Source organism: Caballeronia sp. LZ029, from assembly GCF_031451275.1.
Taxonomy (GTDB): Bacteria; Pseudomonadota; Gammaproteobacteria; order Burkholderiales; family Burkholderiaceae; genus Caballeronia; species Caballeronia jiangsuensis.
On sequence record NZ_JARUXO010000004.1, the window covers coordinates 809,635 to 836,553 of the forward strand.

At 61.0% G+C, this 26,919-nt stretch carries 28 protein-coding genes; 16 read left to right on the plus strand and 12 right to left on the minus strand.

Annotated elements, in window-relative coordinates:
* The gene (locus tag QCE73_RS29715) at positions 1 to 1,131 is read right to left on the minus strand and encodes an amine dehydrogenase large subunit (RefSeq protein WP_309884738.1); all 1,131 of its coding nucleotides are present in this window, start codon (positions 1,129 to 1,131) and stop codon (positions 1 to 3) included.
* Positions 1,132 to 1,394: 263 nt separating this feature from the next.
* Positions 1,395 to 2,336, minus strand: a complete 942-nt coding sequence (locus tag QCE73_RS29720; protein ID WP_309884739.1) for a helix-turn-helix domain-containing protein — start codon at positions 2,334 to 2,336, stop codon at positions 1,395 to 1,397.
* A gap of 436 nt (positions 2,337 to 2,772) precedes the next feature.
* Here QCE73_RS29720 and QCE73_RS29725 point away from each other — a divergent pair, with 436 nt between their 5' ends.
* From QCE73_RS29725 to QCE73_RS29735, 3 genes are all read left to right on the plus strand, one after another.
* Positions 2,773 to 4,080 carry an MFS transporter gene (locus QCE73_RS29725; RefSeq protein ID WP_309884740.1) on the plus strand — a complete coding sequence of 436 codons (1,308 nt, stop codon included), beginning with the start codon at positions 2,773 to 2,775 and terminating at the stop codon, positions 4,078 to 4,080.
* 102 nt (positions 4,081 to 4,182) lie between these two features.
* Positions 4,183 to 5,592 (plus strand): MFS transporter, encoded by a 1,410-nt coding sequence (locus QCE73_RS29730; protein ID WP_309884741.1) that lies wholly within the window; start codon positions 4,183 to 4,185, stop codon positions 5,590 to 5,592.
* Positions 5,593 to 5,702: 110 nt separating this feature from the next.
* A complete protein-coding gene (locus QCE73_RS29735; RefSeq protein ID WP_309884742.1) occupies positions 5,703 to 6,671 on the plus strand; it encodes a PDR/VanB family oxidoreductase in 969 nt (322 codons plus the stop codon).
* 2 nt (positions 6,672 to 6,673) lie between these two features.
* Here QCE73_RS29735 and QCE73_RS29740 read toward each other — a convergent pair whose 3' ends face one another.
* The gene (locus QCE73_RS29740) at positions 6,674 to 7,594 is read right to left on the minus strand and encodes a LysR family transcriptional regulator (protein ID WP_309884743.1); all 921 of its coding nucleotides are present in this window, start codon (positions 7,592 to 7,594) and stop codon (positions 6,674 to 6,676) included.
* Positions 7,595 to 7,753: 159 nt separating this feature from the next.
* On the opposite strand from QCE73_RS29740, the gene QCE73_RS29745 reads away from it, so the two are divergent.
* Both QCE73_RS29745 and QCE73_RS29750 read left to right on the plus strand, forming a co-directional pair.
* On the plus strand, positions 7,754 to 9,037 hold the full coding sequence (locus QCE73_RS29745) for an aromatic ring-hydroxylating dioxygenase subunit alpha (protein WP_309884744.1): 1,284 nt from the start codon (positions 7,754 to 7,756) through the stop codon (positions 9,035 to 9,037).
* Positions 9,034 to 9,534: an aromatic-ring-hydroxylating dioxygenase subunit beta gene (locus tag QCE73_RS29750; protein ID WP_309884745.1), complete on the plus strand. Its 501-nt coding sequence runs from the start codon at positions 9,034 to 9,036 to the stop codon at positions 9,532 to 9,534. The genes QCE73_RS29745 and QCE73_RS29750 overlap by 4 nt, the downstream gene beginning before the upstream one ends.
* A 50-nt stretch (positions 9,535 to 9,584) precedes the next feature.
* Here the strand turns inward: QCE73_RS29750 and QCE73_RS29755 are convergent, their stop codons facing one another.
* A complete protein-coding gene (locus QCE73_RS29755; protein ID WP_309884746.1) occupies positions 9,585 to 11,051 on the minus strand; it encodes an ATP-binding protein in 1,467 nt (488 codons plus the stop codon).
* 187 nt (positions 11,052 to 11,238) lie between these two features.
* On the opposite strand from QCE73_RS29755, the gene QCE73_RS29760 reads away from it, so the two are divergent.
* The 5 genes from QCE73_RS29760 to QCE73_RS29780 are packed head-to-tail and all read left to right on the plus strand — an operon-like array spanning position 11,239 to position 15,241.
* Positions 11,239 to 12,414: an acyl-CoA dehydrogenase family protein gene (locus QCE73_RS29760; protein WP_309884747.1), complete on the plus strand. Its 1,176-nt coding sequence runs from the start codon at positions 11,239 to 11,241 to the stop codon at positions 12,412 to 12,414.
* Between the two features lie 36 nt (positions 12,415 to 12,450).
* Positions 12,451 to 12,828 carry a hypothetical protein gene (locus tag QCE73_RS29765; protein WP_309884748.1) on the plus strand — a complete coding sequence of 126 codons (378 nt, stop codon included), beginning with the start codon at positions 12,451 to 12,453 and terminating at the stop codon, positions 12,826 to 12,828.
* Between the two features lie 4 nt (positions 12,829 to 12,832).
* Positions 12,833 to 13,351, plus strand: a complete 519-nt coding sequence (locus QCE73_RS29770) for a nuclear transport factor 2 family protein (protein ID WP_309884749.1) — start codon at positions 12,833 to 12,835, stop codon at positions 13,349 to 13,351.
* Positions 13,348 to 14,484, plus strand: coding sequence for an amidase (locus QCE73_RS29775; RefSeq protein ID WP_309884750.1), 1,137 nt, complete (start codon positions 13,348 to 13,350; stop codon positions 14,482 to 14,484). Before QCE73_RS29770 ends, QCE73_RS29775 begins: the two co-directional genes overlap by 4 nt.
* A 13-nt stretch (positions 14,485 to 14,497) precedes the next feature.
* The gene (locus QCE73_RS29780) at positions 14,498 to 15,241 is read left to right on the plus strand and encodes an SDR family oxidoreductase (RefSeq protein ID WP_309884751.1); all 744 of its coding nucleotides are present in this window, start codon (positions 14,498 to 14,500) and stop codon (positions 15,239 to 15,241) included.
* Between the two features lie 8 nt (positions 15,242 to 15,249).
* Here QCE73_RS29780 and QCE73_RS29785 read toward each other — a convergent pair whose 3' ends face one another.
* Entirely contained in the window at positions 15,250 to 15,882 is a 633-nt protein-coding gene (locus QCE73_RS29785) for a response regulator (protein ID WP_309884752.1), read from the minus strand.
* A 292-nt stretch (positions 15,883 to 16,174) separates the two neighbouring features.
* Between QCE73_RS29785 and hpaC the strand changes: the two genes are divergently transcribed.
* On the plus strand, positions 16,175 to 16,711 hold the full coding sequence (hpaC, locus tag QCE73_RS29790) for a 4-hydroxyphenylacetate 3-monooxygenase, reductase component (RefSeq protein WP_035501867.1): 537 nt from the start codon (positions 16,175 to 16,177) through the stop codon (positions 16,709 to 16,711).
* A 21-nt stretch (positions 16,712 to 16,732) separates the two neighbouring features.
* Here hpaC and uraD read toward each other — a convergent pair whose 3' ends face one another.
* Both uraD and QCE73_RS29800 read right to left on the minus strand, forming a co-directional pair.
* On the minus strand, positions 16,733 to 17,266 hold the full coding sequence (gene uraD, locus QCE73_RS29795) for a 2-oxo-4-hydroxy-4-carboxy-5-ureidoimidazoline decarboxylase (RefSeq protein WP_309884753.1): 534 nt from the start codon (positions 17,264 to 17,266) through the stop codon (positions 16,733 to 16,735).
* Positions 17,267 to 17,375: 109 nt separating this feature from the next.
* Positions 17,376 to 18,323 (minus strand): LysR family transcriptional regulator, encoded by a 948-nt coding sequence (locus QCE73_RS29800; RefSeq protein ID WP_035501865.1) that lies wholly within the window; start codon positions 18,321 to 18,323, stop codon positions 17,376 to 17,378.
* A gap of 288 nt (positions 18,324 to 18,611) precedes the next feature.
* Between QCE73_RS29800 and QCE73_RS29805 the strand changes: the two genes are divergently transcribed.
* The 4 genes from QCE73_RS29805 to QCE73_RS29820 all read left to right on the plus strand — a co-directional run bounded on the left by QCE73_RS29805 (position 18,612) and on the right by QCE73_RS29820 (position 21,886).
* Complete coding sequence (locus QCE73_RS29805; RefSeq protein ID WP_309884754.1) at positions 18,612 to 19,952, plus strand: MFS transporter; 1,341 nt, start codon at positions 18,612 to 18,614, stop codon at positions 19,950 to 19,952.
* 1 nt (position 19,953) lies between these two features.
* The gene (locus QCE73_RS29810; RefSeq protein ID WP_309884755.1) at positions 19,954 to 20,478 is read left to right on the plus strand and encodes a hydroxyisourate hydrolase; all 525 of its coding nucleotides are present in this window, start codon (positions 19,954 to 19,956) and stop codon (positions 20,476 to 20,478) included.
* A gap of 41 nt (positions 20,479 to 20,519) precedes the next feature.
* Entirely contained in the window at positions 20,520 to 20,858 is a 339-nt protein-coding gene (uraH, locus tag QCE73_RS29815; RefSeq protein WP_035501861.1) for a hydroxyisourate hydrolase, read from the plus strand.
* 95 nt (positions 20,859 to 20,953) lie between these two features.
* Complete coding sequence (locus QCE73_RS29820; protein WP_309884756.1) at positions 20,954 to 21,886, plus strand: LysR substrate-binding domain-containing protein; 933 nt, start codon at positions 20,954 to 20,956, stop codon at positions 21,884 to 21,886.
* A gap of 48 nt (positions 21,887 to 21,934) precedes the next feature.
* On the opposite strand, the gene QCE73_RS29825 is transcribed toward QCE73_RS29820, so the two are convergent.
* From QCE73_RS29825 to QCE73_RS29840, 4 genes are read right to left on the minus strand one after another with little or no spacing between them, the layout of a single operon-like run.
* Positions 21,935 to 22,900, minus strand: coding sequence for a nitronate monooxygenase (locus QCE73_RS29825; protein ID WP_309884757.1), 966 nt, complete (start codon positions 22,898 to 22,900; stop codon positions 21,935 to 21,937).
* A gap of 3 nt (positions 22,901 to 22,903) precedes the next feature.
* Complete coding sequence (locus QCE73_RS29830; RefSeq protein WP_309884758.1) at positions 22,904 to 23,491, minus strand: cytochrome b/b6 domain-containing protein; 588 nt, start codon at positions 23,489 to 23,491, stop codon at positions 22,904 to 22,906.
* Between the two features lie 18 nt (positions 23,492 to 23,509).
* A complete protein-coding gene (locus QCE73_RS29835) occupies positions 23,510 to 25,183 on the minus strand; it encodes a cation acetate symporter (protein WP_309884759.1) in 1,674 nt (557 codons plus the stop codon).
* Complete coding sequence (locus QCE73_RS29840) at positions 25,180 to 25,491, minus strand: DUF485 domain-containing protein (protein WP_309884760.1); 312 nt, start codon at positions 25,489 to 25,491, stop codon at positions 25,180 to 25,182. Before QCE73_RS29840 ends, QCE73_RS29835 begins: the two co-directional genes overlap by 4 nt.
* A 503-nt stretch (positions 25,492 to 25,994) precedes the next feature.
* Here QCE73_RS29840 and QCE73_RS29845 point away from each other — a divergent pair.
* Positions 25,995 to 26,408, plus strand: a complete 414-nt coding sequence (locus tag QCE73_RS29845) for an H-NS family nucleoid-associated regulatory protein (RefSeq protein ID WP_404989823.1) — start codon at positions 25,995 to 25,997, stop codon at positions 26,406 to 26,408.
* Between the two features lie 65 nt (positions 26,409 to 26,473).
* Here the strand turns inward: QCE73_RS29845 and QCE73_RS29850 are convergent, their stop codons facing one another.
* On the minus strand, positions 26,474 to 26,875 hold the full coding sequence (locus QCE73_RS29850; RefSeq protein ID WP_309884762.1) for a VOC family protein: 402 nt from the start codon (positions 26,873 to 26,875) through the stop codon (positions 26,474 to 26,476).
* Positions 26,876 to 26,919: the final 44 nt, after the last annotated feature.

The window sequence follows — 26,919 nt, forward strand, 5'->3', positions numbered from 1 at the left end:
TCACGGATTGAGCAACAGCGTCGACGTCGTGCCGAGCTGCTTTTCGACGTGCTGGCGCTTGCCGGTCGCCGCGTCGATCACGACGAGATCGGAGGTCGGCGTAAGGCCGTAGAAGAGCGGCTTGTCGTCGGTGCTGACCTGAATCGAGAGCAGCGGGTCGATCTTCTGCTTCGCGAGATCCCAGCGCGCCACGCGCTTCTTGCTCTCGGTGTCGTAGACCCAGATCTCCGTGCCAGGATCCTTGTGCGAGCCGTCCGCGCCCTTGTGCATCGCGACGTACAGGCGATGAGTCGCCGTGCTCAGCGCGGTCTGCTGCAGACCGCCCGGACGCCAGCCTGCCTTGCGCTCCTGATCGCTCAGCAAGGACCACGATGTGCCGAATACCGGCGCATCGCCCGAGAAGTCGGCCGTGCGCACATTGCCGTGGAAGGTCGTGAACACGTACTTGTTGCCATCGCGCACGGCGTTGACGAACGCGGGATCGTGATCGACATCGATGAACGCGTCGGAGAGCTTGCGGCTCGCTTCCTTGCCCGTGGCATCGAGCCTGACGGTGAGCGCCTTGCCGCTTTCGCACAGCGCCGAGAAGCGATCGTTGCCGGTCGGATACGCGAGCACGCAGCCATCGGTATCGATCTCGCCGAGCACCTTCTTCGCGGCCGTATCGATGACCGTTACCGAGGTCGACGGCGTGATGTTCGACACATACAGGCGGCTGCCGTCTTCAGAGAGATTCGTGAGGTAAGGCGTCGGCACGGTCTGACCGTGCTTGGCCGGGATCACGATTTCACCGGTCACGTCGAGCGTCGTGTTATCGATCATCTCGACCACATCCGTACGCGCGCCGTGACTGCCGCGCGCGAAGTACGTCGTCGCGACATAGCTCGTCTTGTGATCGGGCGAGATCGTGAAACCCGGAGCGAAGCCGGCGTCGATTTCGCCGACGAAGCGTTTCGTGTCGCCGTCGAACACATGAACCCGCGCATCGGTCATGCTCGCAAACGAGACATCCGTCACGAACACGCGATGCGGGCTATACGGCGGCACCTTCGCCACCGTCAGTTCTTCCGGCTTTTCGGCCGCGCCCGCGTGCGACTGACACGCAAGCAATCCATAGAATAAGGCCCCCATGGCGGTGGCCAGCCGTCTCAGCTTCATCTGTGCTCCTCCTTAGTTATCGTCGAATTGACTCTAAAGACGACAATAAAAAAGAGCACTTCGTAACCGGCAGCGCGTGCGTGCCGAAATGGAGCATTCGAAAGGGAGCCGACAGAGACGCGCGCAATGCGCGTGTTCAGGCCGCTTGCAAAGCTGGCTTCGGAAAGAGAAAAGCCGATTGCAAACCGCGGCAATGCGGCCTGCAATCGGCATGGAGGGAATGTGTCAGTGCTGAATCAGCGAGTGCGCAGCGTTTGAGAGGGAAGTTCGCCGAACAGGCTTTTGTAATCGCTCGCGAAGTGGCCGAGATTGGAAAAACCCCAGCGCATCGCGGCTTCGCGCACCGGTATTTCGTTTGGCGATGTCGTCGTCAGGAGCCGTCTGACTTGCGCGAGACGCACGGCGCGCAGATAACTCACCGGATTCATCTGCGTGACCGATTGAAAGCTGTTCTGAATGGTGCGCCGGCTCACGCGCAGTTTCTCGCACAGATCCAGCACCGAAATCGGCTGCTCGGGACGCGCAAGCACCAGTTCATGCGCGCGACGCACGACATCGGAGCGGCACGCATAAGTGAGCCGGTCCTCGCGCGTGGGCACATGAAACGTCAGCAGATCCAGAATGCTTTCCGTCACGGTGTGCGTGAATCGCTGCGCGCCATCGTCCGATGAAAACGGATCGGAGTGCGCGAGCACCGTCTCGACCGCCGCGATGATGCGCTTTCCCGCACGCGCGCCGGCCGCGCCAGGGATGCTCAGCACGTGCCGGTTGAGAATTTCGTCCCGGACATCGATGCCCGCCGCATCCGCTGCCGACGCGAGCAGACTCATATCGACGGCCACCCCGAGCATCGACATGTCGGGTGGCGAATGCAACAGGAATTCCTTGTTACCGGGCGCGACGACGAGCGCGTTTTCGTCGACACGCACGCCCTGAAACGAAAATGGTGCGCCGCCGCCGAGCACGAGTCCGAACGTGACGAATCCCGCCGGCAGTTGCCCGCGTTGAACGATACGAACGTTCGCGGATTCCTGAAAGACCTGCACGCCCGCTACCGAAACCTGCTTGACCGTGCTGCGAAACGCGCCTTCGCCCACCTGGTCGTAACGCTGTTCCCAGCCTGTCAGCGCGTGCGCGTGGCGGTCGGCGTCCTCGAAGGTTTCAAAGTTGGCGTACATCCCTCCTCCTGCTACTTGCGTCGGCATCGATGCGACTGCTTATAGGTTCTCGATTTTTTGGCGTCAAGCTTTCTAATTGTTCTCGCCTGTCGCTTGTTGCGCAATGCTGAGAATGCACGATTGAAAAACGGGCGCGCGCGTGCGTAGGCGCACGCGAGCGTCGCGCGCACTTCAGAGATTACTTTAGAACACGCGCCGGATGCCTGCGCGCACGGTGGATTGCGTGAACGGAAGTCTGCGCTCGCCCATCCGGCGCGGCAAATCAGTCAAAAGCGCATTCATCGATAAAACCCGCTGATGCGGTTTCATATTTGCCGCACTGATAGCCGACGCCCTTTTCGGCGAATTTGACCTGGATATCTGTCACATCGACACTGCCTGCGAAACGAAGCCTTTCGAAAGCATCGACGCCTCCTCATTCCCCAAGCGAGCCCCTATGTCTTCCGTTCACTCCCAGGCTTCAGCGGACCGCCCCGCCGCAACGCAGGATCGCGCGCTCAGCCGGATCGTCGTCGCTTCCGTCGCGGGCAATGCGATGGAGTGGTACGACTTCTTCGTCTACGGCACGGCCGCCGCGCTCGTGTTCGGCCAGTTGTTCTTTCCCGCGAATGCGGATCCGCTCGTCGGAACGCTCGGCGCATTCGCCGCGTTCGCGATGGGCTTCGTCGCACGACCGCTCGGCGGCATCGTGTTCGGGCATATCGGCGATCGATATGGACGGCGCGCGTCGCTCGTATGGACGCTGCTCATCATGGGCTTCGCGACCTTCGGCATCGGCTTGTTGCCCACTTATGATCGTGTAGGGCTATGGGCCCCTGCCGCGCTCGTCGCGCTTCGGCTGCTGCAAGGGGTCGCTTCGGGCGGCGAATGGGGCGGCGGCGTGTTGATGATCAGCGAGAGCGCACCGCCCGAAAAGCGCGGCTATTACGCGGCGTGGAGCCAGCTCGGCGTGGGCGGCGGCTTCGTGCTTTCGTCGGGCGCGTTTCTCGCCGTACAGGCTTTGCCGCACGATCAGTTCATCTCATGGGGCTGGCGTCTGCCGTTTCTCGCGAGCATTCTGATCTTTGCGCTCGGCGTATATATCCGGCATAACCTGCCCGAGAGCCGTGACTTCGAAAACGCGGATCGTGCGGGCAAGACTTCTCACATGCCGGTTATCGAAGTCATCAGACGCCATCCGAAAGAAATCCTGATGGCGATGGGATTGCGTGTCGCCGAGAATGGCGGCGCCTATATCTTTCTCGCCTTCTCGCTCGTCTACGGCAAATATGCGGGCATCGACAATTGGACGATGCTTACCGGCGTGATGATCGCGATGATCGTCGAAATGGCGGCGATGCTTCTGTGGGGCAAGCTCTCCGATCGCATCGGCCGCAAGCCGGTGTACATGATCGGCGCGGTGTCGCTCGCATTCATGGCCTTCCCCTTCTTCTGGCTGCTCAATACGCATTCGACGCCGCTGATCTGGCTCGCGCTCGTGCTGGGCACTGCGGTATGTCATGGCGCGATGATCGGCACGCTGCCTTCGCTTGTCGGCGAGCTCTTCAGTACCGAAGTGCGCTACTCGGGCGTCGCGCTTGGCCATGAGGTCGCGTCGATCTTCGCGGGCGGGCTTTCTCCGCTCATCGCCACGGCGCTGCTCGCGCGCTATCACGCGTATTGGCCGGTCTCCGTTTTCCTCATCGCGCTCGCACTCGTGACCGTCGTCACGTTGAAGTACACGCACGAGACGCGCGCCCGATAACCCGCGTCTTTCCTTCCGTTTCATTCGTTTGCCATTCGCGCGGCGCTTGCCCGCGCGAATGCCTGCGCACGCCCAGAGAACCGCATTCATCGGAGACACACGATGCATTCCCCCAATACCCCGAAGCCAAAAGGCAAGCGCCATACATACGAATGGTATGTCGTCGTGATCTGCATGCTGGCGTATGTTTTCTCGTTCATCGACCGTCAGGTGCTCGCGCTCATGATCGAGCCGATCAAGCGCGATCTGCATCTCACCGACACGCAATTCAGCCTTCTGCATGGCTTTGCGTTCTCGCTCTTCTACGCGGTGATGGGCATGCCGATTGCCTATCTCGCCGATCGTTTCGCGCGGCCGCGCATCATCGCGGCGGGCATCGCGCTGTGGAGCGTCGCAACGGCGACGTGCGGGCTCAGTCAGAGCTTCGTGCATATGTTCGCTTCGCGCATGAGCGTAGGCGTCGGCGAAGCCGCGCTCTCGCCCGGCACGTATTCGATGATCGCGGATTACTTTCCCAAGGAAAAGATAGGCCGCGCGATCGGCATTTATTCGCTCGGCTCGTTTATTGGCGGCGGCATCGCGTTTCTCGTCGGCGGATATGTGATCGCGCTGCTCAAGCACGCGAGCGTGTTCACGTTGCCGCTCATCGGCGAATTGCGCGCGTGGCAGTTGACGTTCTTCATCGTCGGTTTGCCCGGCCTCTTCGTCGCGTTCGTTTTCCTGCTCACGGTGCGTGATCCCGCGCGCAAGGGGCTCGCGCAAGACGGCGCGGGCAACGTCAAACGCGTCGCAATGGGCGATGCGCTGCGTTTCATCGCGAGCCATCGCAAGACGTTCTTCTGTCATTACGTCGGCTTCTCGTTCTATGCGATGGGCCTCTATTGCCTGATGGGCTGGACGCCCGCGTTCTATATGCGCCGTTTTGGCCTCACGCCTGTAGAAACGGGCTATATGCTCGGCATCGTGATGCTGCTTGCCAACACGACGGGTGTGTTCTGCGGCGGCTGGCTCAATGACTGGCTGCTGCGTCGCGGCCGCAGCGATGCGCCCATGCGCGCTGCATGGATCGGCGCGGCCTGCATGCTGGTTCCGGCTATCGCATTCACGCAGACGACGAGCCTCAACGCGTCGCTCGCATGGCTCGTCGCGGCGATGTTCTTCGCGTCGTTCCCGCTGCCGACCTCCGCCGCCGCCATGCAGGCGCTCGCGCCCAATCAGATGCGCGCGCAGATTTCAGCGATGTTCCTGCTCGTGTCGAATCTGATCGGACTGGGTCTCGGGACCACGCTCGTCGCGCTCATTACCGACAAGGTGTTCGGCTCGCCACTGGCGGTCGGCGATTCGATGGCCGTCATCAACGCCGTGGCGATCGTGCTGGCCGTCGTGCTGCTCTACGTCGGATGCAGGCAATATCGCGCGAGTCTCGAGCGTGAAGCGCGCGAAGTTCGCGTCACCATTGCCGAAGAACAAGCGCCAGAGAAGATGCCGGCGGGCGCTGCGACGACGGCCTGAAGATATCCGTCGAATTGATGTGACCTGCACTTTTTAATCTATTTTGCTTATCCGACGAGGGGCGTTACGCTCGATGCATCGTCCCCTCGACACACTGGAAAGGCAGCATCATGCAAGCTCAAACCTTCAAAGTTCGCGTCGACGCGCTGCGCGAAGAAGCCCACGGCGTACGTTCGTTCAGCATCTCGCGCCTCGACGGCCAGCCCTTCGATGCCTACGAGCCCGGCGCGCATATCGATGTCACGAGCCCGTCCGGCATCACGCGCCAGTACTCGCTGTGCGGCGATCCGGCTTGCCGCGATTCGCATGTCTTCGCGGTAAAGAAGGAGGAACAATCGCGCGGCGGCTCGCGTTCGTTGCACGACGAAGTCAGCATCGGCAGCGAGTTGTCGATCGGCGCGCCGCGCAATCTGTTCCGCCTCGAAGCAAGCGCGAGCGAGCATATCCTGATCGGCGCGGGCATCGGCATTACGCCTTTGCTTTCGATGGCGTATCGTCTCGTCGCTATCGGTGCGCCATTCACGCTGCATTACTTCGCGCGCAGCGACACCCATGCGGCGTTCTTGCCGCTCCTCGCACGCGCGCCGTTCGACGGACATGTCAGGCTGCATTTCGGTGTCGAACGCGAAGTGCTCGCCGATGAACTCGATGCCTGCATCGGCGACGCGGATAAAGACGCGCACGTCTATACATGCGGCCCCGCGCCGTTCATGGATGTCGTGGTCGATACTGCGCAAAAGCGCTTGCCCGCCGGCGCCATTCATCTCGAACGCTTCAAGGCCGAGCCACAAGCCGCGACGGATGAATCGCTCGATACCTTCGATGTTCAGCTCGCGAGCACAGGTCAAACCGTGCGCGTCGATGCCGCCACGTCCATCGTCGATGCGCTTGCGTCGATCGGCATCGAAGTCGATACGTCATGCGGCGAAGGCGTCTGCGGGACCTGCATGGTCGATGTCGTGAGCGGCGAGCCCGAGCATCGCGATCATTGTCTGAGCAAGGCGGAGCGCGCGAGCAACAGCGTGATCTGCTGTTGCGTGTCGCGTTCACGCTCGCCGGTTCTCGTGCTCGACCTCTGAACTCATAGCTTCTCGAAGCCCGCGAGGATGTCGGTCATCAGGCCGCGCATCCACGCGATGCCTTCGTCCTCGTGAAAGTGCTCGTGCCAGTGCATGGTCACGGCCGCCTTCGGCAATTGAACCGGCAACGCATAGATCCTGAACGCCTCGTTGCGATTGAGGATATGCGCGAGCCGCTCGGGCAGTGTCGCGAATAGATCGGTCACCGCGAGCACGCCGGGAACGGCCACGAAATGCGGCAGCGCCAGTGCGATATTGCGCCCGACACCTTGTGCTCGCAATGCGTCGTCGAGCGCATGGTGACTATGTTCGAGCGATCGCACCTGCACATGCGACGCCGCGAGAAACTGACCGAGATTCAACGTCTCTCCTGCGGGCAAGCCTTCGCGCTTTCTCGTCATGCACACATACGCTTCCTCGAAAAGCAGCGCGTGACGCGTGCGCGGCAAGAGCGAAGGCAGATTGCCGATCGCGAAGTCGAGCCGGCTCGAACGCAATGCTTCCTCGATATCTTCCACAGGCAAAGGCTCGACCAGCAGCTTCACGCGTGGCGCGGCCTCGTGCAGCGCCTGGCAGATCGCGGGCAAATACGCCATTTCTCCCGCGTCCGAAAGAGACAGGCGAAACGTGCGACTGCTCGTGGATGCATCGAAACGCTCGGCAAAGCGCAAAGCCTCGCGCACGGTATCGAGCGCACGTCCGACGATCTCCGCGAGTTCCAGCGCTACGGGCGTCGGCTGCATGCCCGCGCGCGTGCGAATGAAAAGCGTGTCATCGAAAAGCGTGCGCAGACGGCCCAGCGAATAGCTCACGGCTGGTTGCGAGAGCGCGAGCCGTTCGCCGGCTTTGGTGAGGCTGCGTTCTTCCACGATCGCCTGAAAGACGCGCAACAAGTTGAGATCGACATGGTCGAGGGAATTCATCGGGAACTCTCAAGATATCGGCCGGATTTATCCAGCACCCGTTTTTTAATCGATTTGACGCATGATCTTCGCAAAGCGAGACTGATGTCAACGAGAGGATGTGCCGATCGTCATCGCCATCCTAGTGTTAGCCGATCAACCTCACCCCACATCGAACCGATGAGTACGCCGACAACCCAAATCATCGACACGAGCGCGCTCGGCCGCCGTGCCCAAGCCGACCGCATCGCGCCTTCGCTCTACTACGATCCGGATCTTTTCGAGGCCGAGCTCGAACGCATTTTCTATAAAACGTGGATCTGGGTCGCGCATGAAAGCGAATTGCCGAAACCCGGCGATTTCGTCACGACGACCATCGGCCGCCAGCCCGTGATCGTCGTGCGCGACAAGACCGGCGCGGTGCATGTGCTGCAAAACCGCTGCCGTCATCGCGGCGCAACCGTCTGCGAAGAGCACAAGGGCAACGCGAAGGGCTTCACGTGTCCATATCACAGCTGGTCTTACGCGCTCGACGGCACGCTGCGTGCCCTGCCCTACGGCGATGGCTATGAAGGCGTCTGCGAGAAAGGCGATCTGCCGCTCAAGAAATTGCGCGTCGGGATTTATCAGGGCTTGATCTTCGCGAGCTTCAACGAAGCTATCGAACCGCTCGAAGACTTTCTGGGCGGTGCAAAGCCGTGGATCGATCTTTTCATGAAGCAAGGCGCGGGTTATCCGATCAAGGCCAACGGCGAGCATAAGTTCAAGTTCAAGGGTAACTGGAAAATCCAGCTCGAAAACACAACGGATCTTTATCACTTTCCCGTCGTGCATAAATCGTGGATGAAGTCCATCGACGACGAAACCGCCGCGGCCATCACGAGTTTCATGACGAGCGAAGACGCGTTCTGCCGCTCGCTCGGCAACGGCCATAGCCTCGCCGTGCTGGTGCCCGAAATCGTCGATCTCGACAAGGATGACGGCGCACCCTTGCCGGAACGCTTCAACGATCTGGCCGCGACGCTGGCGGAGAAACATACGCCCGAGGAAGTGCGCCGTATCGTGCGCTCGCTGATGGGCGTCGGCTTCAATCTGAATCTGTTTCCGAACCTCGCGCTGTCGATGGCGTTCTTCCGTGTGCTGCGTCCCGTTTCCGCCGACGAAACGGAGATTCGCCACGTCGCACTCGCGATGGATGGCGGACCGGAAGAAGCGAATCGCGTGCGTCTGCGCATTCACGAACACTTCCAGGGTCCGTTCGGTTTCGGCAGCCCCGACGACGCCGAAGCATGGGAACGCGTGCAGCGCGGCTCGCACGCGGGCCCCGATGTGCCGATCCTCGTCAATCGCGGCCTGAACCGCGAAACGACCGCACCGAACGGAGAAAAGACTGCGCATGCCACCGACGAAACCGGCATGCGTGAAGCCTACAAACAATGGCGCGCAATGATGGAGCAGGCATGATGGACGATCGCAACGCACTCTTCTCTCAACGGACGTTCGCGCGCGCGATCGAATTCATCTGGCGTGAAGCCGAACTGCTGGATCGGCGCGACTACCGCGCGTGGCTCGATCTGTGGGACTCGCAAGGCTTCTATGTGGTGCCGATCGATCCGAACGCGACCGACTTCGCCGCCACCCTGAACTACGCCTACGACGACCAGCACATGCGCGAACTGCGCGTGCAGCGCATGACGTCGGGTTATTCGGCGTCCGCATCCGACGCGGCCCGAACGGTGCGCACCGTATCGCGCTTCACGTTGTCGAGCGATAGCGCCGACGTTGTCGAAGTGAAGTCGTCGCAAGTCATCGTCGCGTACAAGCGCGGTGTGTCGACGATCTTCGCCGCCGATCTCACGCACAAGATCAGCATGGGGAGCGGCGAGCCGAAGCTCCTCGAAAAGGTGATTCGCCTGATCGATTCGACCGAAGCGCTGAGCGCGATCGGCTTCCTGCTTTGAGCGCGGCGCACGCATCGATGCATACGCGCCGATGCGTGCCTGTCCGTCGATCATGCGCGATGAGACAGGGGCAGCGCGAAGCGGCATTCGAGGCCGCCGCCTGCTGCGCGTTGCGCCCAGATACGGCCATCGTGTCGCGACACGATGCTCTTGCACAACGACAAGCCAATGCCATTGCCGCCAGCCTTCGACGAAGAAAAGCCGTCGAACAGGCGTTCGAGCGCATCGTCGGGCACGCCCGGTCCGTTGTCGATCACATGAAGTTCGGCCGCGTCACCGTTCATCGAGGTGGCGAGCGTAACGATCTCCGTCGACGATTTCGCGGCGCTCAATGCTTCGATGGCGTTGAACGCGAGATTGAGGATCACCTGACCGATGAGCACGCGTTCGCAACGTACCGGCAACGGCTCGCCCCATTGCTCGATCGTGAGCGTCACGCCCTCGTCTCGCGCGCGCAATTGAATGAAGTACGCGACATCCGCGAGCACGTCGCGAAGATCCGCCTGTGCTTCGACAGGCTCTCGCTTCACGATGAACTCGCGCACGCTCTTGATGATATGCGCCGCGTGCTCGGCCTGACGATCCGCTGCGCGCAGACCCCAGATCGCGCTATCGATGGAATCGGGCTGCGCGAGCCGCTGAATCGCGCCTTCGATGAAATTGCGCACGGCGGCAAGCGGCTGGCTCAATTCATGCGCGATTGCCGTCGCCATCTCGCCCATTGCGTTGTTTCGTCCCGCGTATTCGAGCATGCGCGCTTCGTTGCGGCGCGCGTCCTCTATCGCGACTTCATCGGTGATATCGCGGAAATGCACCAGCGTGCCATCCTCGATATCGATTCGCCTGCACGTGATGCGCAGCCATCGTTTCGCGCCGTCGCGACGCGTGATCGCATAGCGCTGCGCGGGTGTCGATTGCTGCCGCGTCGCGCTGCGCAACTGAGCGATCAGCCGGTCGCGATCTTCTCTCGTGCAATAGTCGAGCGCGACGCCCAACGGTGCATCGCTCGCGACACCCAGCACGCGCCGTCCCGATTCGCTGATGAAGCTCACCTTGCCGCGCGGCGTGAGCACCGCAACGCCCTCGCCCAGATCCTGCATGTACTCGCGCAGCCGCGTTTCATAGCGGCGCAGCTTCTGGCGCATCGCTTCTTCCGCGCTGATATCGCGAAACTGCACCATCACCACCGCGCGCCCGGCAAGCGGCACATAAGTCGCGATCGCCTCGGACAACATATCGACGCCTGCTCGCGATCGATAACACCATTCATAACTTTGCGGACCTTCGGTAATCGAGCGGTCCATCGCATTCACCGCGATTTCACGACGATATCTGATGTCGTCGCGAGTCATGTCGTGCGCCTTGAGCGGCAGCAGTTCCTCGACCGAAAAGCCGAGTGCGATACACGCCGCGCGATTCGCCCAGACGATCGCCTTCGTCTTCGCATCGTGAAGAAGCACGCACTGCGTCAATGCATCGAGCAGCCGGCGGAAATCGTCTTCGGCGGGAAAGTTCATGTCGAGGTGCGGGGAAAAGACAGTACCAGCACAAACCATAGCATCGGCGCGCCCCGCGCGTCGCTAAAGATTTCTTTAGAAGACCGGGGTGCTTCACTGAATCGCACGCTCGCCTTCCCAATTGCTTCGGTCTTTTTGCGTTTCTAGACTGAGATCAATGCAAAACGAACGAAAAGGAGACTTACCCATGTCAGCTTCCGCGACTGCCTTCGCTATCCGCGACGATCTGTCGAATCAAACCGATGCCATCACGCTCGACGATGTGATCGCCGAAATCGCCCAGCGCCGCGACGAATTCGACCGGCTGTCGCACGTGCCGCGCGATGTAATCGAAAAGCTCAAGCGCGCGGGCATCTATCGTGCAGCGACGCCGAAGCGTTTCGGCGGCGATGCGCGCGCCCCCGGCGAATTCCTGGAGATGATCGAGCGCATCGCGGTCGCCGACGGCTCCGCCGCGTGGGTCGCGAGCTTCGGTTCCGCGAATCTCTATCTCGCCGCGTTGCCGGTCGCGACCCAGGCCGCGATCTATGCGGACGGGCCCGATCAGGTCTTCGCGGGCGGGCTCTTCCCCGTGCAAAACGCACAACCCGCGCCGGGCGGCTATCGCGTGAACGGTACGTGGAAGTTCGCGAGCGGCTGCAAGGGCGCGGACTGGCTCGGTGTCGGCATCGGCACCGGCAAGCCGGGCGAAGCGCCGGGCAAGCCGCGCACCGCCGTGTTTCGTCCCGAGCAGGTGGAGATCGTCGAGAACTGGAACGTCGTCGGCATGCAGGGCACCGGCAGTCACGACTTGCGCGTGACGGATCAGTTCGTCGCCGAAGACTGGACGTTCGTGCGCGGCGGCGTATCGACGATCGATGAACCGCTCTATCGATATCCGACCATCGCGTATGCGGCGCAAGTGCTCGCCGTCGTGAACCTCGGTCTCGCGCGCGCTGCGCTCGACGTCGCGAATCATATGGCGGGCGGCCGCAAGACGACGACCGGCGCGCCGCAACTCGCCGATCGCGCCTATTACCGTATCGAACTTGCAAAAGCGGAAGCGCAATTGCGCTCTGCGCGCGCGTTCTTCTACGAATCGACCGACAGCGTATGGCAGTCCATTCTCGCGGGCAATGAAGTCTCTCCGGAACAGGTCAGCCTGTTGCGCCTGGCCGCAACGCAGATCGCGCGTGAAGGCGCGGACGTAGTGAATCGTGCGTATCGTCTGGGCGGCACGATGGCGATTTATCGCACGCATCCTTTGCAACGCCTGATGCGCGACGCGATGGTCGTCACGCAACACGCATTCCTCGGCGAAGGCAACTACGACGGCGCGGGCGCCGTGTTCGTCGGCGTGCCGCCGATTCCCGGCTATCTCTGATCCATTTTCATCGCATAACAAGAGGAGTAACGCTTCATGACCGAAAACCGAAATCTTCCTTTGCGCGTGCTGTTCTGCTGCGGCGTAACCCAGAACTTCTTCGATTTGCCGCGCGAACAGATTGCAGAAGTATGGCAAGCCTACGGCAAGATGCTATCCGCCATCGAGGCTATGGAGAACGTGCGCGTGCTGGGCGTGATGGATGACGACCGCCTCGTCGTCGGACAATCCGATGGCGCACCGTGGACGTTTTACATCATGGCCGATGTCGCCGACTTCGATACGGCTGTCGCCGTGTGCAATCTCTATCGCACGACGCCCGTCGGCGATTACAACCTGTGGCGCTATGGAAAAATCGAGGCACGCGTCGGACGTGCGTTGACGGTGCCGCCGGCCACAGCCAATAACGCCTGACGCCATGACGCAAGCCAACATCGACGCATTGCTCACGCGCCTTGCCACGCTGGAGGCGCAGAACGCAGTGCGCAAGACCATCGCGCGTTATATGGCGCTATGCGATGTGCCTTGCGCACCGCTCGAAGGCGAAGCGCTCGCCGCGCTCTTCACCGATGACGCCGTGTGGGAAGGCATCGGGCCACAGTATGCGAAGAAGTTCGGGCGTCTGCAGGGACGAGCGGCGATCGTCGAAATGCTGCAACGTTATCTGCCGCCGACGCCGCATTTCGCCAGCAATGTGCACTTTCTGACGTCCGAGCATATCGAGGTTATGGGCGATATCGTCAAGGGACGATGGATCATGTTGCAAGCATCCGGTTATGTCGATGCAAAGGCCGAGCTTATCGCCGCGCGGCTGGAAATCGATTTCGCGCCATCTCCACGCGGTGAAAACAACGCGTGGCTGATCCGCCATTTCCGCACGGAGCGTCTCTTCGACGCGCCCTGGCAAGTGAATCCACGCAAGGAGACGCACGCATGAGCGCATTCATCAGCGAATTCGATCTGTACTTGCACGACGATGCCGATGCACCGACCATTGCGATCAAGGACAGCATCGATATCGCGGGATATCCGACCACGGCTGCAAGCCGCGCGCTCGCCGATGCACCCGCCGCCACCGAACATGCCGGAGTCGTGCAGCGTCTGCTCGATGCGGGCTGGCGGATCAAGGGCAAGGCCAACATGCACGAGCTTGCATTCGGCATGACCGGTATCAACGACTTCAAGGGCACGCCACAGAATCCCCAAGACGCAACGCGGATTCCCGGCGGATCGTCGAGCGGTTCGGCTTCGGCTGTCGGACTCGGGCTCGTCGATGCCGCGCTCGGCACCGATACGGGCGGCTCGGTGCGCGGCCCCGCGGCATGCTGCGGCGTGACCGGATTGAAGCCCACCTTCGGTCGCGTGTCGCGTCTCGGCGTGGCGCCAGTCGAAACCACGCTCGATTGCGTGGGACCCTTCGCGCGCGACATGCGCGTGCTGATCGATGCAATGACCGCGATCGATCCTTCGTTCGATGCGCGCATCGCGCGACGCGATGCATCGAAGGCGCGTGTCGGCATCGTTGCCGTCGATGCGGATGCGAGTATCCGCAAAGCGGTCGAGCACGCCGTGCGTCGCGCGGGATTCGCGTCACGCGGCATCGAACTGGCGTCGATGGCCGATGCCTTCTCCGCCGGTCTCGCGGTCATCAACGCGGAGACGTGGCAGGCATTCGGTTATCTCGTCGAGACGGGCAAGCTCGGCGCGGATCTCGACGCCCGTTTGCGTCTTGCATCGAAAACCACGCCGGCCGATCTCGACGCTGCGGAGAACGTCAGGCGAATCTTCACAGCGGCCGTGGATCGCGCGCTCCAAGATGTCGATGTGCTCGTGCTCCCCACGCTGCCCGCGTTTCCGATCACGCTCGAAGCCGCGCGCGCGGGAACGCCGGTGATTGCAATGTCGTCGTTGATCAGGCCGTTCAATCTGAGCGGGCATCCTGCATTGAGCCTTCCTCTTCCGGTCGAAGGTTCGTCGCTCAAGGCCGGCTTGCAGATCGTCGGGCGCAAGGGCGCGGACGAAAAGGTATGCGCGGTCGCCGCGCATGTCGAAGCCGCGCTCGCTCAATAAAAGGAACTCAAACATGTCGAACAGAATCGCGCTCATCACGGGCGCAGCGCGTGGCCTCGGCGCCGCGGTCGCGCGCCGCTTTCATGCCGCGGGCTACAAGGTCGCACTCGCCGATATCGCCATCGAAGCAACCCGGTCTCTCGCAGTGGAGTTGAGCGCCGATCAAAGCAGCGCATTCGCACTCGAACTCGACGTCACATCGAAAGCGGACTTCGAACGCGCGCGTGACGCCGTGCACGAACGCTGGGGACGTATCGATGTGCTCGTCAACAATGCGGGCGCATCGAAGGTCGTGCCGGTCATGGAGATCACCGCCGAGCAGTTCGATCAGGTCATCGACGTGAATCTGCGCAGCGTGCTCTTCGGCTGTCAGGTATTGGGCCGCTATTTCGCGGATCGTGGCGCGGGACGCATCGTCAATATCGCATCGCTTGCGGGACAGAACGGCGGCTCGGCGACGGGCGCGCACTATGCGGCCGCAAAAGGCGGCGCGATCACGCTGACCAAGGTATTCGCACGCGATCTCGCGGCACATGGTGTGACCGTGAATGCGATCTCGCCCGGCCCGCTCGATCTGGCTATCGTCCATGAGAGCGTGCCCGCCGATAAGCTCGACAAGGTTATCGCGGGCATTCCGGTGGGACGTCTGGGCTCGGCAGATTACATTGCCGACGTTGCCGTGCTGCTTGCATCACCCGACGCGTATTTTGCGAACGGCGCATGCTGGGACGTGAACGGCGGCCTGTACATGCGTTAGCGCGCGTATCACGCCGGTTCGTCGCCGGGCGGGCTCCATACTTCGAGCACATCACGCACGAGCGCGGCGATGGATGCCGCGCCCAGCTTGTCCTTGATGCTCGCGCGATGCACGTCGACGGTCTTGACGCTGATCGACAGATCGGCGGCGATGCGCTTGCTCGCCTTGCCTTCGATCACACCGCGCAAGACTTCTTTCTCGCGCGCGGTCAGCGATTCGACGCGCTCGCGCAGTTCGCGCTGACGCTGATCTTTCGCATGGCGCTGCGTCGCGAGCTTCATGGCGCGCTGCACGCGATCGAGCATTTGCTGCGAGTTATAGGGCTTCTCGACGAAATCGATCGCGCCGTGCTGAAGCGCGCGCACCGACATCGGGATATCGCCGTGACCACTCACGAAGATGATCGGCAAGGTCGCGCCGCGACGGTTGAGCTCGGCCTGCACGTCGAAACCGCTCGTCTCGGGCATGCGCACATCGAGCACGAGGCACGCGGGGCGGCTCACGTCGAAGGCACGCAGAAAATCCGCGGCATTCGCGAATCCTTCCGACTTCACGCCGACCGATTCGAGCAGCCACGCGAGCGAGGTGCGCATGCCGTTGTCGTCGTCGACGATATACACCACGGGAGCGGGAGAATTCATTGCGATGGCTCTTTCGATGCGGGCTTCAGGGACCGTGCGCGCCGGGGGATTCGGCTGTCTCGTCGCAGGGTCTCGTTTTATTGGAACAGCCATGATAACCAGCCGAAATGCGCCGCGAAAGTCCATTCTTTACTTCGATGACACGCGATAGGTAAAAGCTTTAGTGCGTTCGGTAACCACGCCGGGCATGTCGGCGGCTCGTGCCGATGTTCTTTGTGCGGTTCAGCGCGTACGCTTGATTCACGGTTTGCTATACACAACGTTAAACATGAAACGAACTGGAGACGCTCCTATGTCCGCGCTGCCCCGCCCCGACTTCACCGATATCGATCAGGTGCGCAAGCAGTTCCGCCAGGCCATGGCCCATCTCGGCGCTGCGGTGAATGTCATCACCACCACGGGCACGCATGGCCGCTGCGGCATCACGGCAAGCGCCGTGTGCTCGGTCACGGATGCGCCGCCGACTTTGCTCGTCTGCATCAACCGGTCGAGCGCAATGCATGCCGCGTTCGTGAACAATCGCAATGTGTGCGTGAACGTGTTGCCGGGTCATCTCGAACAGATCGCGCGACACTTCGCCGGTCTCACGCAACTTTCGATGGAAGAACGCTTCTCGTTGCCGGTATGGGACGAAGGCGTGAACGGCGTGCCGGTGTTGCGCGATGCGCTGGCGAGCCTGCAGGGCACCATCGTCGAGGCGAAGGAAGTGGGATCGCACTCGGTGATGTTCGTCGAAGCGACCGCGATCCGCGTGCGCGACGATGGCGACAGCCTGATTTATTTCGATCGCAACTTTCATCGCGTGCCGCGCGTGTGCGCGACGCAATGAAAAGTTAGCGCCGTTGCCGCGTCAGATAGTTGCAGGCAGCGCGCAGAGACGCGCGTTCAGGCGCGCACGCGTGATCGAAGCGATCTGTGCCAGCGCCTCATCCAGCTCCTGCTGCGTGCTGCGCCCGATACGCCGTTCCAGCGCGCTGAAGATGCCTTCGCGCGTGTAATGCCGCACGCAGATGATGAACGGAAACCCGTGCCGCTCCAGATAGGCGGCATTGAGACGATCGAGGGATGCTTCCTGCTCGGCCGACATCGCATCGAGCCCGGCGCTCTTTTGCTCGGCGTCCGAATCCGCCGTCATGGTTCCCGCACGAATGTTCGCGCCGGACAACAACGGGTGCAGGTTCAGAAATGCGCGCTGGCTCTTGTCGTCCATCCTGCGGATGACATTCATCATCGCGTCGTGCAATGCCGTGGCCGAGGCGAATGGACGCGCGCTCCACGCGCCCTCCGCTGCCTGCGGAAAATGTTCGAACACGCTCGAGAAGGCGCCGACGAAGGTCGCGTGATCGAACGCATTGACCGGTTCGAGATTGATCGACTGTGACATGACGGCTCTCCTATAGGGCATCGATGGCGATTCGTGCCGAGTATAGGAAGCGCGCGATCGGGCGGCGAGACACCCGATCCTATTGACCGCATAACAGAACGCGATAGCGCTAATCGCGATTCATGTCACGCAGCGCGCGCAACTCCTGCGCGGCCGCCGTCAGCATGCCGCGCAACCACACGTGCGAAGCCGAACGATGTCGAGACGGATGCCATAGCTGATAAAACCGCATGAATGGAAATTCGATCGGCGCATCTAGCACGGCGAGCGGCAGATGCTGCGCGTGATAGTTGGCGAAGTGCCGGCCTGTCGTGAGAATCAGATCGGTGCCCGGAATCAGGCTCGGCGCGAGATTGAAGTACGGGCAACTCACGCGGTTGTCGCGATGCACGCGCATGGTGCTGAGCCCGGTATCGACGACGCCGCGCTGATCGCGCGAATACGGCGTGGGCACGATATGCGACGCGCTCAGGTAGTCCTGGGCATCGAACTTGCCTGATTGCGCGTGGACGCTGTCGCGGGCAACAACGCATACGACCTCGTCTTCGAGCAGCACCGACAAATGCAGATGCTCCGGAGGATTGGGCCAGTTGCCGATGACGATATCCGGCGAGCCTTCCGATAGCCCCTGTTCATAGTTGAATGCGGCCGAGAGCGGCACCGCGACGAGGCGCGCATGTGGTGCGGCGCGCCTGAATTCGCGCACGACATGCGCAAAAAAGGGCGGCGCCAGATAGTCGGGCATGCCCACGGTAAAGCTTTGCTCGGTGGTCGCCGGATCGAAATGATCGTCCGATACGAGCAGGTTATCGAGCGCGCTCAATGCGGCCTGCGCGCTTTGCGCCAGTTGAATGGCGCGCTCGGTCGGCACCATCACGTTCTTTTCGCGCGTGAGCAACGGGTCGTTGAAGATCGCGCGCAGCCGCTTGAGCGCAGAGCTGATGGCCGGCTGCGACTGGTTCATACGAATGGCCGTGCGCGACACACTGCGCTCGCCGATCAGCGTGCACAGCACGCGCAGCAGATAGGTATCGAATGGATCGTCGGTGCGATTCATGGTGAGTTCCGTGTCTCGATGGTTCGCGTCGCCGCGACGTTATTCTGCCAGCCGGCATCGCGGGAACCGCTTCACGCAAGCCTCGCTAGGGTAATCCATAGGTACGAAAAAGCGCTGCGAAAAATGGCGCGAAGCCGCTCCACATAAGGCTTTTCAGCCCATATACGCGTTGCTATGGGGCTTATTGGGCCGCCCCCCGTTACCGATTTTTTGGCCGTTTCTATACTTGCTTCCAACCGAACGCACGACCTTGTCCGTGCGCCGCAAACCGACTGGAAAGGAGAAACCATGTCGCTCATCAAACAGGAGATGCCGGTTTTCGCGAGCGAGGCCGAAAGCGCCGAAGCGAGCGTCTATCGCAAGGTCTCATGGCGGCTCTTGCCGTTTCTCGGCGTACTGTGGGTGCTTGCGTGGCTGGATCGCGTGAACATCGGCTTCGCCAAGCTGCAGATGCTGGACTCGCTGCATTTCAGCGAAGCGGTTTATGGACTCGGCGCGGGCATATTCTTTATCGGCTACTTTCTGTTCGAAGTGCCGTCGAACATGCTGCTGCAGAAGATCGGCGCGAAAAAGACGATCATGCGCATCACGATCTGCTGGGGCGTCATCTGCATGTTGCAGACCCAGGTCAACACGCCCACGCAGTTTTATATCCTGCGCTTCCTGCTCGGCGCTTTCGAAGCGGGCTTCTATCCGGGCGTCATTCTCTATCTCACGTATTGGTATCCGTCGCAGCGGCGGGCGCGCGCCTTCGGCACCTTCATGTCGGCATCGGCGATCGCGGGTGTGCTCGGCGGTCCGCTCGCCGGCTGGATCATGACGTCGATGGGCGGCGTGCACGGCATGCACGGCTGGCAGTGGCTCTTCATCATCGAAGGCATTCCGTCGGTGCTCGCCGGTGTGTTCGCGTACTTCTACATGACCGACAAGCCCGAGGAAGCAGGCTGGCTGACCGCCGATGAAAAGCGTGTCGTGCTCGATGCACTGCAACGCGACAACGCCGCGATGGGCGAGCGTGGCCACGACTGGCGCTCGCTCTTCACGAATCGCAAGGTGTGGCTGATGATCGCGATCTTCTTCTGCCTGCTGTGCGCGAATTCGACGCTCACCTTCTGGATTCCGACCGTCATCAAGGATGTAGGCGTGGGCACGCCGATGGCCGTCGGCTGGATCGCGGCGCTTGCCTATCTGTGCGGCGCGGCCGGCATGATCATCAACGGTGCGCACTCGGACCGCAGCAATGATGTGCGCTGGCACTTCAGCGGCGCGGCGATCGTCGGCGGCGTATCGATGGCCTTGCTCGCCGTGCTGATGGGCTTCGACAAGATTTCGCCGGTTATCGCGTTGCTGGCCATGACGGCATCGCTGATCGGCACGATGAGCGCGATCCCCGTGTTCTGGCAATTGCCCAACCGCTATCTGGCCGGCAGCGCGGCGGCGATCGGCGTGGCGCTCATCAACTCCGTCTCCAATCTCGCGGGTTTCGGCGCGCCCTATGTGATGGGACTCGTCAAGAACGCGACGGGCAAGTTGACGACCGGTCTCTATCTCGTGGCCGTCATCGAAGTGCTGGCCGCGGTGCTCGTGATCATCGGCATCCGCAAGCTCGGCAACAAACAAGAGGCCTGACATGCGCGACAAAGACTCTTCCCCGGCTTTCGATGTGAGCCGCCGCCGCTTTGCCCTGCAATCGGTCGCGTTGGGCGGCAGCATGTTGATGGCGAAGACCGCGCTGGCCGCCGATACGCCGACGTCGCCTGCACCCAATCAGACGACGGGTCCGGTGCAACAGGATGGCCTGAGCCCGCGCCTCACGATGCACGGCCTCGACACGTGGCACGGCACGCCCGCCGCGGGCATGCGCGTGGACTTGTTCGCGATCGAAGACGGACGCTCGAAGCTTCTGCAAACGATCACGCTTGCAGCGAGCGGCCGCAGCGAGCCGCCGCTCTTGATCGGCGATACCTATCGCGCGGGCACGTATGAGCTCCTGCTGCATGCGGACGAATACTTCGCCGCGCGCAAGGCGAATCTGCCGCAGCCGATGTTTCTTTCGAAGATCCCGCTGCGCTTTCGCATCATCGATATCAATCAGCGCATTCACCTGCCGGTGTTATTCGGGCCGTGGAGCTACAACTACTACCGCGGCAGTTGAACACAGCGCAAACGAAACGCGAGATCAGGAGAAGACACATCATGGCCGCAGGCATCACCACCCATGTACTCGACGTCGCGCTCGGCCAGCCCGCTGCCGGCATGCAGATCGAATTGTTCGACGTCGCCACCCAGCCGCCGACGCTGCTCGCGCGCACGCGCACCAATCGCGACGGACGCACGGACTCGCCGATCCTGCCGGCCGCACAAGCGCGTGCAGGCGATTTCGAACTCCGCTTCTGGGTAGCCGATTACTTCAAGACGCCCGATGTATTCGCTGATGTCGTGCCGGTGCGTTTCACGCTTTCCGATGCGGCGCAGCACTATCACGTGCCGCTTCTATGTTCGCCTTGGAGTTTCGGAACCTATCGCGGAAGCTGAATCGCATTGCGCGGATTGCTTTACACGCCACCTATCATCGATCAGAATGGAAGCGCTGATGCTTCATCATTCGTGATGATTAAAGGGGCGTATCGATGGAACTGCGACACTTGAAAATCTTCTGCGCCGTGGCTGAAACCGGCAGCTTCACCGCGGCGGCAGAGAAAGTGCACAATGTTCAGTCGAATGTCACGATGCGCATCAAGGAACTGGAGAGCGAACTCGGCCAGCAATTGTTCGTGCGTTCGAAAGGCGGCGTCATGCTGACATCCGCCGGCCACACGTTTCTCGGCTATGCGCGGCGCGTATTGCAACTGATGGACGAAAGCCGCAGCGCGATGCTCGACGCCACCACACCGAAGGGACCGCTGCGTCTCGGTTCGATGGAAACCACCGCGGCTATTCGCTTGCCGAAAGTGCTCGCCAAGTATCACAAGAAGTATCCGCAGGTTCAGCTTTCGCTCGTCACCGGCACGACCAGCGAGCTCATCAAAGCGGTGGAGAATCATCGGCTCGATGGCGCTTTCGTCGGCGGCTTTCATCAGAACGCCGCGTTGCATCAGGAAGAAGTCTTTCGCGAAGAACTCGCGTTGCTGAGCAGCGTCCAGTTCCGTTCGCTGGATCAGCTTGTCGAAGCGATGTCGCGGCAAACGGTGCTCGTCTTCAGAACAGGCTGCTTTTATCGTTCGACGCTCGAACAATGGTTTTATCAGTCGGGCCTCATTCCGGGACAAGTCATGGAATTAGGCACGCTCGACGGAATCATGTCCTGTGTCGCGGCGGGAATGGGCATCACGCTTTTGCCGAAGGCGGTGGTCGAACGTCATGGCAGCCGGCGCTCGGTTCGATGCCACGAATTGCCATCCGCATTCGCCAATGTGACGACCGTCTTTATTCGCAATCAGGATGCGGTGGTGACGCCTGCTTTATCGGCCTTGCTCGCGCTGACACATGAGCAGCTCAGCAATGGATCACAGGCATCGAATGTCGAATCCGAGCTTTCGCTCGCGGATAACGCAAGCGTATGAGCGAGAATGACTGCGCCCGAATTGCATCGTGGGCGCAGTCACATTCGATCACGCGTAACGTAGTTGCAATGCTTCCTCGGGCTCGAACATCAGACCCTCGGCAAGTTCGGCCACACGCTCCGCAGCCCGCATGACACGATCGATCTTGCCCACGCCCTGCCCCGCATAGAGCGATAACTTCCGCGCCATTTTCGGCTTGTCGATGACACGTGCGCCGCCGCCGATGAATCGCAGCAGATTCCATCTGTCCCGGTTCGGCATGACACGGTGCGGCGTGCCGTATTTCCAGCCGAACGAATAGCCGGTGCGGTATTCGGTATCGTCGACGGTCGCTTCGATGATCTTCTGCTTGTAAAGCGGATGCGCGTTGGATTCTTCGCAGGCCACGAACGCCGTGCCGACCAGCACGCCCGACGCGCCCATGCTCATCACGGTTTCTACGTCGCTTCTATTCGTGATGCCGCCGGCCGCCAGCACGGGAATGTCTCCCGCCATGCAAACTATTCCCGGCAACAAGGACAGCAAGCCGATCGTCCCGCGATTCAGATGCCCGCCGCTTTCGCTGCCCTGTGCGGTGACAATATCGGCGCCATTGTCGATGGCGCGGCGCGCCAGTTCGACCGAACCGACCTGAACCATCACGATCATCCCCGCATCTTTCGCGCGCCGGATCATATCCGGATAAGCTTCCGCATAAAAAAGCGAAAGCATCTTCGGCTTTTCTTCCAGCACGACCTGAAATTGCGCCTCGAATACATCCGGTCCGCCGAACGAGGGCACGAGGTTCACGCCGAAAGGTTTATCCGTGAGGGCTCTCGTTTCGTTGATCCAGCGGCGCAATGCGCGCGGCGGCAGCCTCAGCCCGCCGATCGTGCCCATGCCGCCGGCGTTTGCCACTGAAGCGACGAGCGCGGGACCGGAGATCGCCGCCATGCCCGCGAGGAAGATCGGATATCTGACGCCGCAAAGCGCGGCAATTCCGTTCGCCTGTCCTTTTCGATTGATTGCAGTCATGGTTCAGAGCTCCACATGCTTGCCAAGCATTCGCTTGAGGGAATCGTTCTTCAACACGAAATGGTTCTTGAAAGCGCCGAACATATGAAGGGCGAGCCCGCACAGGAATGCGCCCGTGCCGATATCGAAGAGCACACTGAATACATGCGCGGCGGCCGCATGCGGGCTCATGAGCGGCGGCACGGTGAATCCGCCCGGCAACCCGATCGGCACGCCCGCGCTCGATTTCCCGAGCCACGCGGCGACTGGCAGCAGCACCATCGCCAAAGCCAGCGCGACGGCAACCGATCGGCTCGCGATCACTTCCACCGGATTGGGCGTGCCGACGGGCAACGGATGCCACGACGTGATGCGCGCCCAGAAGCGATAGACCGATAGCGGAAACAACAGCGTCCCGCACAGATTGACGAAACGCGCGGACTCGCTTGCAGGCTCTACCATCCCGACGATCTTCGATGCGATGATCGACAGCATGAGCAACGCGATCATCCAGTGAAGCGCGATCGTGATCGGCGAAAACCCGAGGCCGTTATCTCTGAACTTGAAACGTATCGGCTGTCCCGATGTGACATCTTGTCGAACGTAACTCATGGCAACTCCTTTCGAGGATCAATGACTCACCGCGCCCGACGCGCCGATGCCGGTCTGAGCGCGAACGGACTGGTCGTGAAATCTTCGTCGTTCTTCGTTGGCCTGCGCGCGGCGGTCCGTGACCGAGCCCAGCCACATGAAAAAGAACGCGATGCTCATCGAAATGATCGCCGGGTAGTCGTACGGGAAGACCGGCGCCGCGTGCCCCAGCACCTTGACCCACACGGCGGGCGATAACACGACGAGCGAAATCGCGCTCACGAGCCCGGCGATTCCGCCGATCAGTGCGCCGCGCGTGGTCAGTCCTTTCCAGTAGATAGCGAGCGTCAGTACAGGGAAATTGACCGAAGCCGCGATGCTGAACGTCAGGGCGACGAGAAACGCGACGTTCTGATCCTTGAACACCATGCCAAGCACGATAGCGACGAATGCAATGCCTATCGACGCCACGCGCGAAACGCGCTTTTCGCTTTTCGGGGTGGCCTTGTTCTTCTTGTAGACCATCGCATAGAGATCGTGAGAGATCGCGGACGTGCCCGCCATCGTGAGGCCGGCGACGACTGCGAGAATCGTCGCGAATGCTACGGCGGATAGAAAGCCGAGTGCCGGATCGCCGCCGAGCGCCTTCGCTAGATGCATCACGGGCATGTTGGAACCGCCGATCAGCTTTCCGCCGACGACGCCGCCCTCATAAAAGAGCGGATTGCGCCCGACGATCGCGATCGACGCCACGCCGAGCAACGCAACCACGAGAAAGAAATAGCCGATGAAGCCCGTTGCGACGAATACCGACTTGCGCGCCTCCTTCGCATCGCGCACGGTAAAGAAGCGCATGAGGATATGAGGCAATCCCGACGTGCCGAATACGAGACCGACCGACAATGAAAGCATGGCGAACGGATCGGCGACGAGCTTGCTCGGCAACATGATGCCGATGCCGTTCTTGTGCGTTTTGATCGCCTGCTCGAACATCGTATCGAGCGAGAAGCCGAATTGCCGAAGCGCCAGGAATGCAAGCAATGTCGCGCCGAAGAGCATCAGCACGGCCTTGATGATCTGCACCCACGTCGTCGCCACCATGCCGCCGAACGTGACATAGATAGCCATCAACGCACCGACGATCACGATCGCCTGGTCATAACTCAGGCCGAAAAGAAGCTGAATGAGCTGCCCTGCCCCGACCATCTGAACCACGAGATAGAAACAGACGACGGTGAGCGAGCCGAACGCCGTCATCGTCCGGATTCTTCGCTGATCGAGGCGGAATGACGCGATGTCGGCGACGGTGACCTGTCCGAGATTCCTGATTCTTTCCGCGAACAGAAACATCAAGAGCGGCCACGCGACGAAAAAGCTCACCGCGTAAATCATGCCGTCATAGCCGTTGAAGAAAATCATGCTCGTGAGACCGAGCAGTGCCGCCGCCGACATGTAATCGCCCGCAAGGGCTAGACCGTTCTGAAAGCCGGTGATCGTTCCTCCCGCGTTATAGAAATCCTTCATGGAACGCGTCTTCGATGCAGACCAGCACGTTATAGCGAGCGTTGCGACGACGAAAACGAGAAACATTGAAATCGCCGTGAGATTCAGCGGCTGCCTTTGCACGTGGCCGATCGTTTCGGGCGCGGCTAGAGCGGATTGCGTGGCGCATACGCTCAGCAAGCCTATGCCCTTTGGGACGCGACGATTCATTGCGCGCCTCCGTTCAGGATCTCGTTGGTGAGCGCGTCGAATTCTCCGTTCGCGCGATGGATGTAAAGACCCGTGAGGAGCCACGTTCCTGCAATGAGCAATACGCCGATCGTCCAGCCGGTCGTGATGACGCTCGCGCCGAACATCTTTGCCGAGAGCATTTTCGGCGCGAACCCGGCCACCAGGACGAATGCGTAGTAAGGCACCAGCGTACCGAACGTCAGGCGCGCAACGAATCTGCGGCGACGGGAAACGAGCCGTTTAAAGGCGGGCGTCAGCCAGAGTTCCTGGCCGGAAAGCGAGGTCATCACAGTGTCTCCTATCTTCAGAACGTTATGTCGCATGTCCGGCGGTCGCCGGGTGCGTTTCTTTGCTGTTATCGACAAGATAGGTGCCGCGTGCGCTCATGTAAAATGATGATTGATGATCGCACGCATCATTTCTGATGAAGTCTGCCGGTTTGGCCGGTCGGACTTTGCGATCGTTTGATCGATCCTCGGCATTGCGCTCAAAGAACTCGAAAGGCTGGCGCTTTAAAGAAAGGTATTGAAAGCAGCTTCGGGATTTCTTGACTGGAAGGCAATGAAATTCGCAATGCGTGTCGCACCACTTATCTCTCTAAAGCGCGTTTCGCGAATCTGATTTGCCATGTATTAACACGAATCTCCTCTAGCGCGTCGCGCATGTACGTGGCATAGTTCAAATGACAATCTTTTAGAGGTAAGTCATGTCAACGCTAGAAAGTATTCAGGCACGTATCGAAGCACTTCAAGCGAAAGCGGATGCGCTCATCGCCAAAAAATCCGAAAGCGTGCTGCAAAAGATTCATGAATTGATGGCAAGCCACGGATTGACCGTCTCGGACATCGAACAGTATTCGGGTACTCGCAAGAAAGCGGGTCGCCCGACCGCGGCAAAAAAACAAAGCACGGTCGCTTATCAGGATCCGAAAACCGGCGCGACCTGGAGCGGCCGCGGACGCGCACCCGGCTGGATTGCCAATGCCAAGGACCGCAGCAAGTTCGCGGTTGGCGCGAGTGCGCCGGCAAAGAAGGCTAAAGGAAAGGCGCAAGCTACGGTCAAGCGCAACGGAAAGGGTCAACCGCGCGGTCCTCAACCCGCGCTTTATCGCGATCCGCAATCGGGCGCAACGTGGAGTGGTCGCGGCCGCGCACCCGCGTGGCTCGCGTCCATCGAAGACCGTACGCCATTCCTGATCGCCTGACGGTGAATCCGCAAACGGCGGAGTTCGTTGACGACGCCGCCGTTTCGCTTGCAGTCGTGTCTGAACTAAACGCGAGGATCGAAATCGAATTCGATCCTAATACCGCCCGGTTCGTAAATCATCATATGGCGTTTCGGCCCTGCCCCTAGCTGTTCCGGCGCGAATTCGACCGTCACGCCAGGCCACGCCGACACGCGTTCGAGAATGGTCGCGAGCGCGGCTTCGTCCGTTGCGCGCAACGCGAGATGATGAAGCCCGATATTCTTTCGCCGGTCGAATGTTATTGGCGCCGCTTCGTCTTTCACCTGCCATAGCGTAACCAGCAGCTTTCCGTCCGATACGAAAACGGCCGGATAGTCGGGCCGCTCGCCGGCGATCTGCCAGCCGAGACATTGAACGAAGAAATCTCGCGTCGCGTCGAGATTGCGCACGGTGAGTCCCACGTGATCGATTCCAGATGTCAGCATCGTTTCCTCCGCATGTCGGACATGTGAAGCGTGACGGCACGCTT

What these genes read in the sequence shown, in the direction of transcription:
- QCE73_RS29715 (WP_309884738.1), bottom strand. Translation starts at nt 1,131, where the DNA reads ATGGGGGCCTTATTCTATGGATTGCTTGCGTGTCAGTCGCACGCGGGC.
- QCE73_RS29720 (WP_309884739.1), bottom strand. Translation starts at nt 2,336, where the DNA reads ATGTACGCCAACTTTGAAACCTTCGAGGACGCCGACCGCCACGCGCAC.
- QCE73_RS29725 (WP_309884740.1), top strand. Translation starts at nt 2,773, where the DNA reads ATGTCTTCCGTTCACTCCCAGGCTTCAGCGGACCGCCCCGCCGCAACG.
- QCE73_RS29730 (WP_309884741.1), top strand. Translation starts at nt 4,183, where the DNA reads ATGCATTCCCCCAATACCCCGAAGCCAAAAGGCAAGCGCCATACATAC.
- QCE73_RS29735 (WP_309884742.1), top strand. Translation starts at nt 5,703, where the DNA reads ATGCAAGCTCAAACCTTCAAAGTTCGCGTCGACGCGCTGCGCGAAGAA.
- QCE73_RS29740 (WP_309884743.1), bottom strand. Translation starts at nt 7,594, where the DNA reads ATGAATTCCCTCGACCATGTCGATCTCAACTTGTTGCGCGTCTTTCAG.
- QCE73_RS29745 (WP_309884744.1), top strand. Translation starts at nt 7,754, where the DNA reads ATGAGTACGCCGACAACCCAAATCATCGACACGAGCGCGCTCGGCCGC.
- QCE73_RS29750 (WP_309884745.1), top strand. Translation starts at nt 9,034, where the DNA reads ATGATGGACGATCGCAACGCACTCTTCTCTCAACGGACGTTCGCGCGC.
- QCE73_RS29755 (WP_309884746.1), bottom strand. Translation starts at nt 11,051, where the DNA reads ATGAACTTTCCCGCCGAAGACGATTTCCGCCGGCTGCTCGATGCATTG.
- QCE73_RS29760 (WP_309884747.1), top strand. Translation starts at nt 11,239, where the DNA reads ATGTCAGCTTCCGCGACTGCCTTCGCTATCCGCGACGATCTGTCGAAT.
- QCE73_RS29765 (WP_309884748.1), top strand. Translation starts at nt 12,451, where the DNA reads ATGACCGAAAACCGAAATCTTCCTTTGCGCGTGCTGTTCTGCTGCGGC.
- QCE73_RS29770 (WP_309884749.1), top strand. Translation starts at nt 12,833, where the DNA reads ATGACGCAAGCCAACATCGACGCATTGCTCACGCGCCTTGCCACGCTG.
- QCE73_RS29775 (WP_309884750.1), top strand. Translation starts at nt 13,348, where the DNA reads ATGAGCGCATTCATCAGCGAATTCGATCTGTACTTGCACGACGATGCC.
- QCE73_RS29780 (WP_309884751.1), top strand. Translation starts at nt 14,498, where the DNA reads ATGTCGAACAGAATCGCGCTCATCACGGGCGCAGCGCGTGGCCTCGGC.
- QCE73_RS29785 (WP_309884752.1), bottom strand. Translation starts at nt 15,882, where the DNA reads ATGAATTCTCCCGCTCCCGTGGTGTATATCGTCGACGACGACAACGGC.
- hpaC (WP_035501867.1), top strand. Translation starts at nt 16,175, where the DNA reads ATGTCCGCGCTGCCCCGCCCCGACTTCACCGATATCGATCAGGTGCGC.
- uraD (WP_309884753.1), bottom strand. Translation starts at nt 17,266, where the DNA reads ATGTCACAGTCGATCAATCTCGAACCGGTCAATGCGTTCGATCACGCG.
- QCE73_RS29800 (WP_035501865.1), bottom strand. Translation starts at nt 18,323, where the DNA reads ATGAATCGCACCGACGATCCATTCGATACCTATCTGCTGCGCGTGCTG.
- QCE73_RS29805 (WP_309884754.1), top strand. Translation starts at nt 18,612, where the DNA reads ATGTCGCTCATCAAACAGGAGATGCCGGTTTTCGCGAGCGAGGCCGAA.
- QCE73_RS29810 (WP_309884755.1), top strand. Translation starts at nt 19,954, where the DNA reads ATGCGCGACAAAGACTCTTCCCCGGCTTTCGATGTGAGCCGCCGCCGC.
- uraH (WP_035501861.1), top strand. Translation starts at nt 20,520, where the DNA reads ATGGCCGCAGGCATCACCACCCATGTACTCGACGTCGCGCTCGGCCAG.
- QCE73_RS29820 (WP_309884756.1), top strand. Translation starts at nt 20,954, where the DNA reads ATGGAACTGCGACACTTGAAAATCTTCTGCGCCGTGGCTGAAACCGGC.
- QCE73_RS29825 (WP_309884757.1), bottom strand. Translation starts at nt 22,900, where the DNA reads ATGACTGCAATCAATCGAAAAGGACAGGCGAACGGAATTGCCGCGCTT.
- QCE73_RS29830 (WP_309884758.1), bottom strand. Translation starts at nt 23,491, where the DNA reads ATGAGTTACGTTCGACAAGATGTCACATCGGGACAGCCGATACGTTTC.
- QCE73_RS29835 (WP_309884759.1), bottom strand. Translation starts at nt 25,183, where the DNA reads ATGAATCGTCGCGTCCCAAAGGGCATAGGCTTGCTGAGCGTATGCGCC.
- QCE73_RS29840 (WP_309884760.1), bottom strand. Translation starts at nt 25,491, where the DNA reads ATGACCTCGCTTTCCGGCCAGGAACTCTGGCTGACGCCCGCCTTTAAA.
- QCE73_RS29850 (WP_309884762.1), bottom strand. Translation starts at nt 26,875, where the DNA reads ATGCTGACATCTGGAATCGATCACGTGGGACTCACCGTGCGCAATCTC.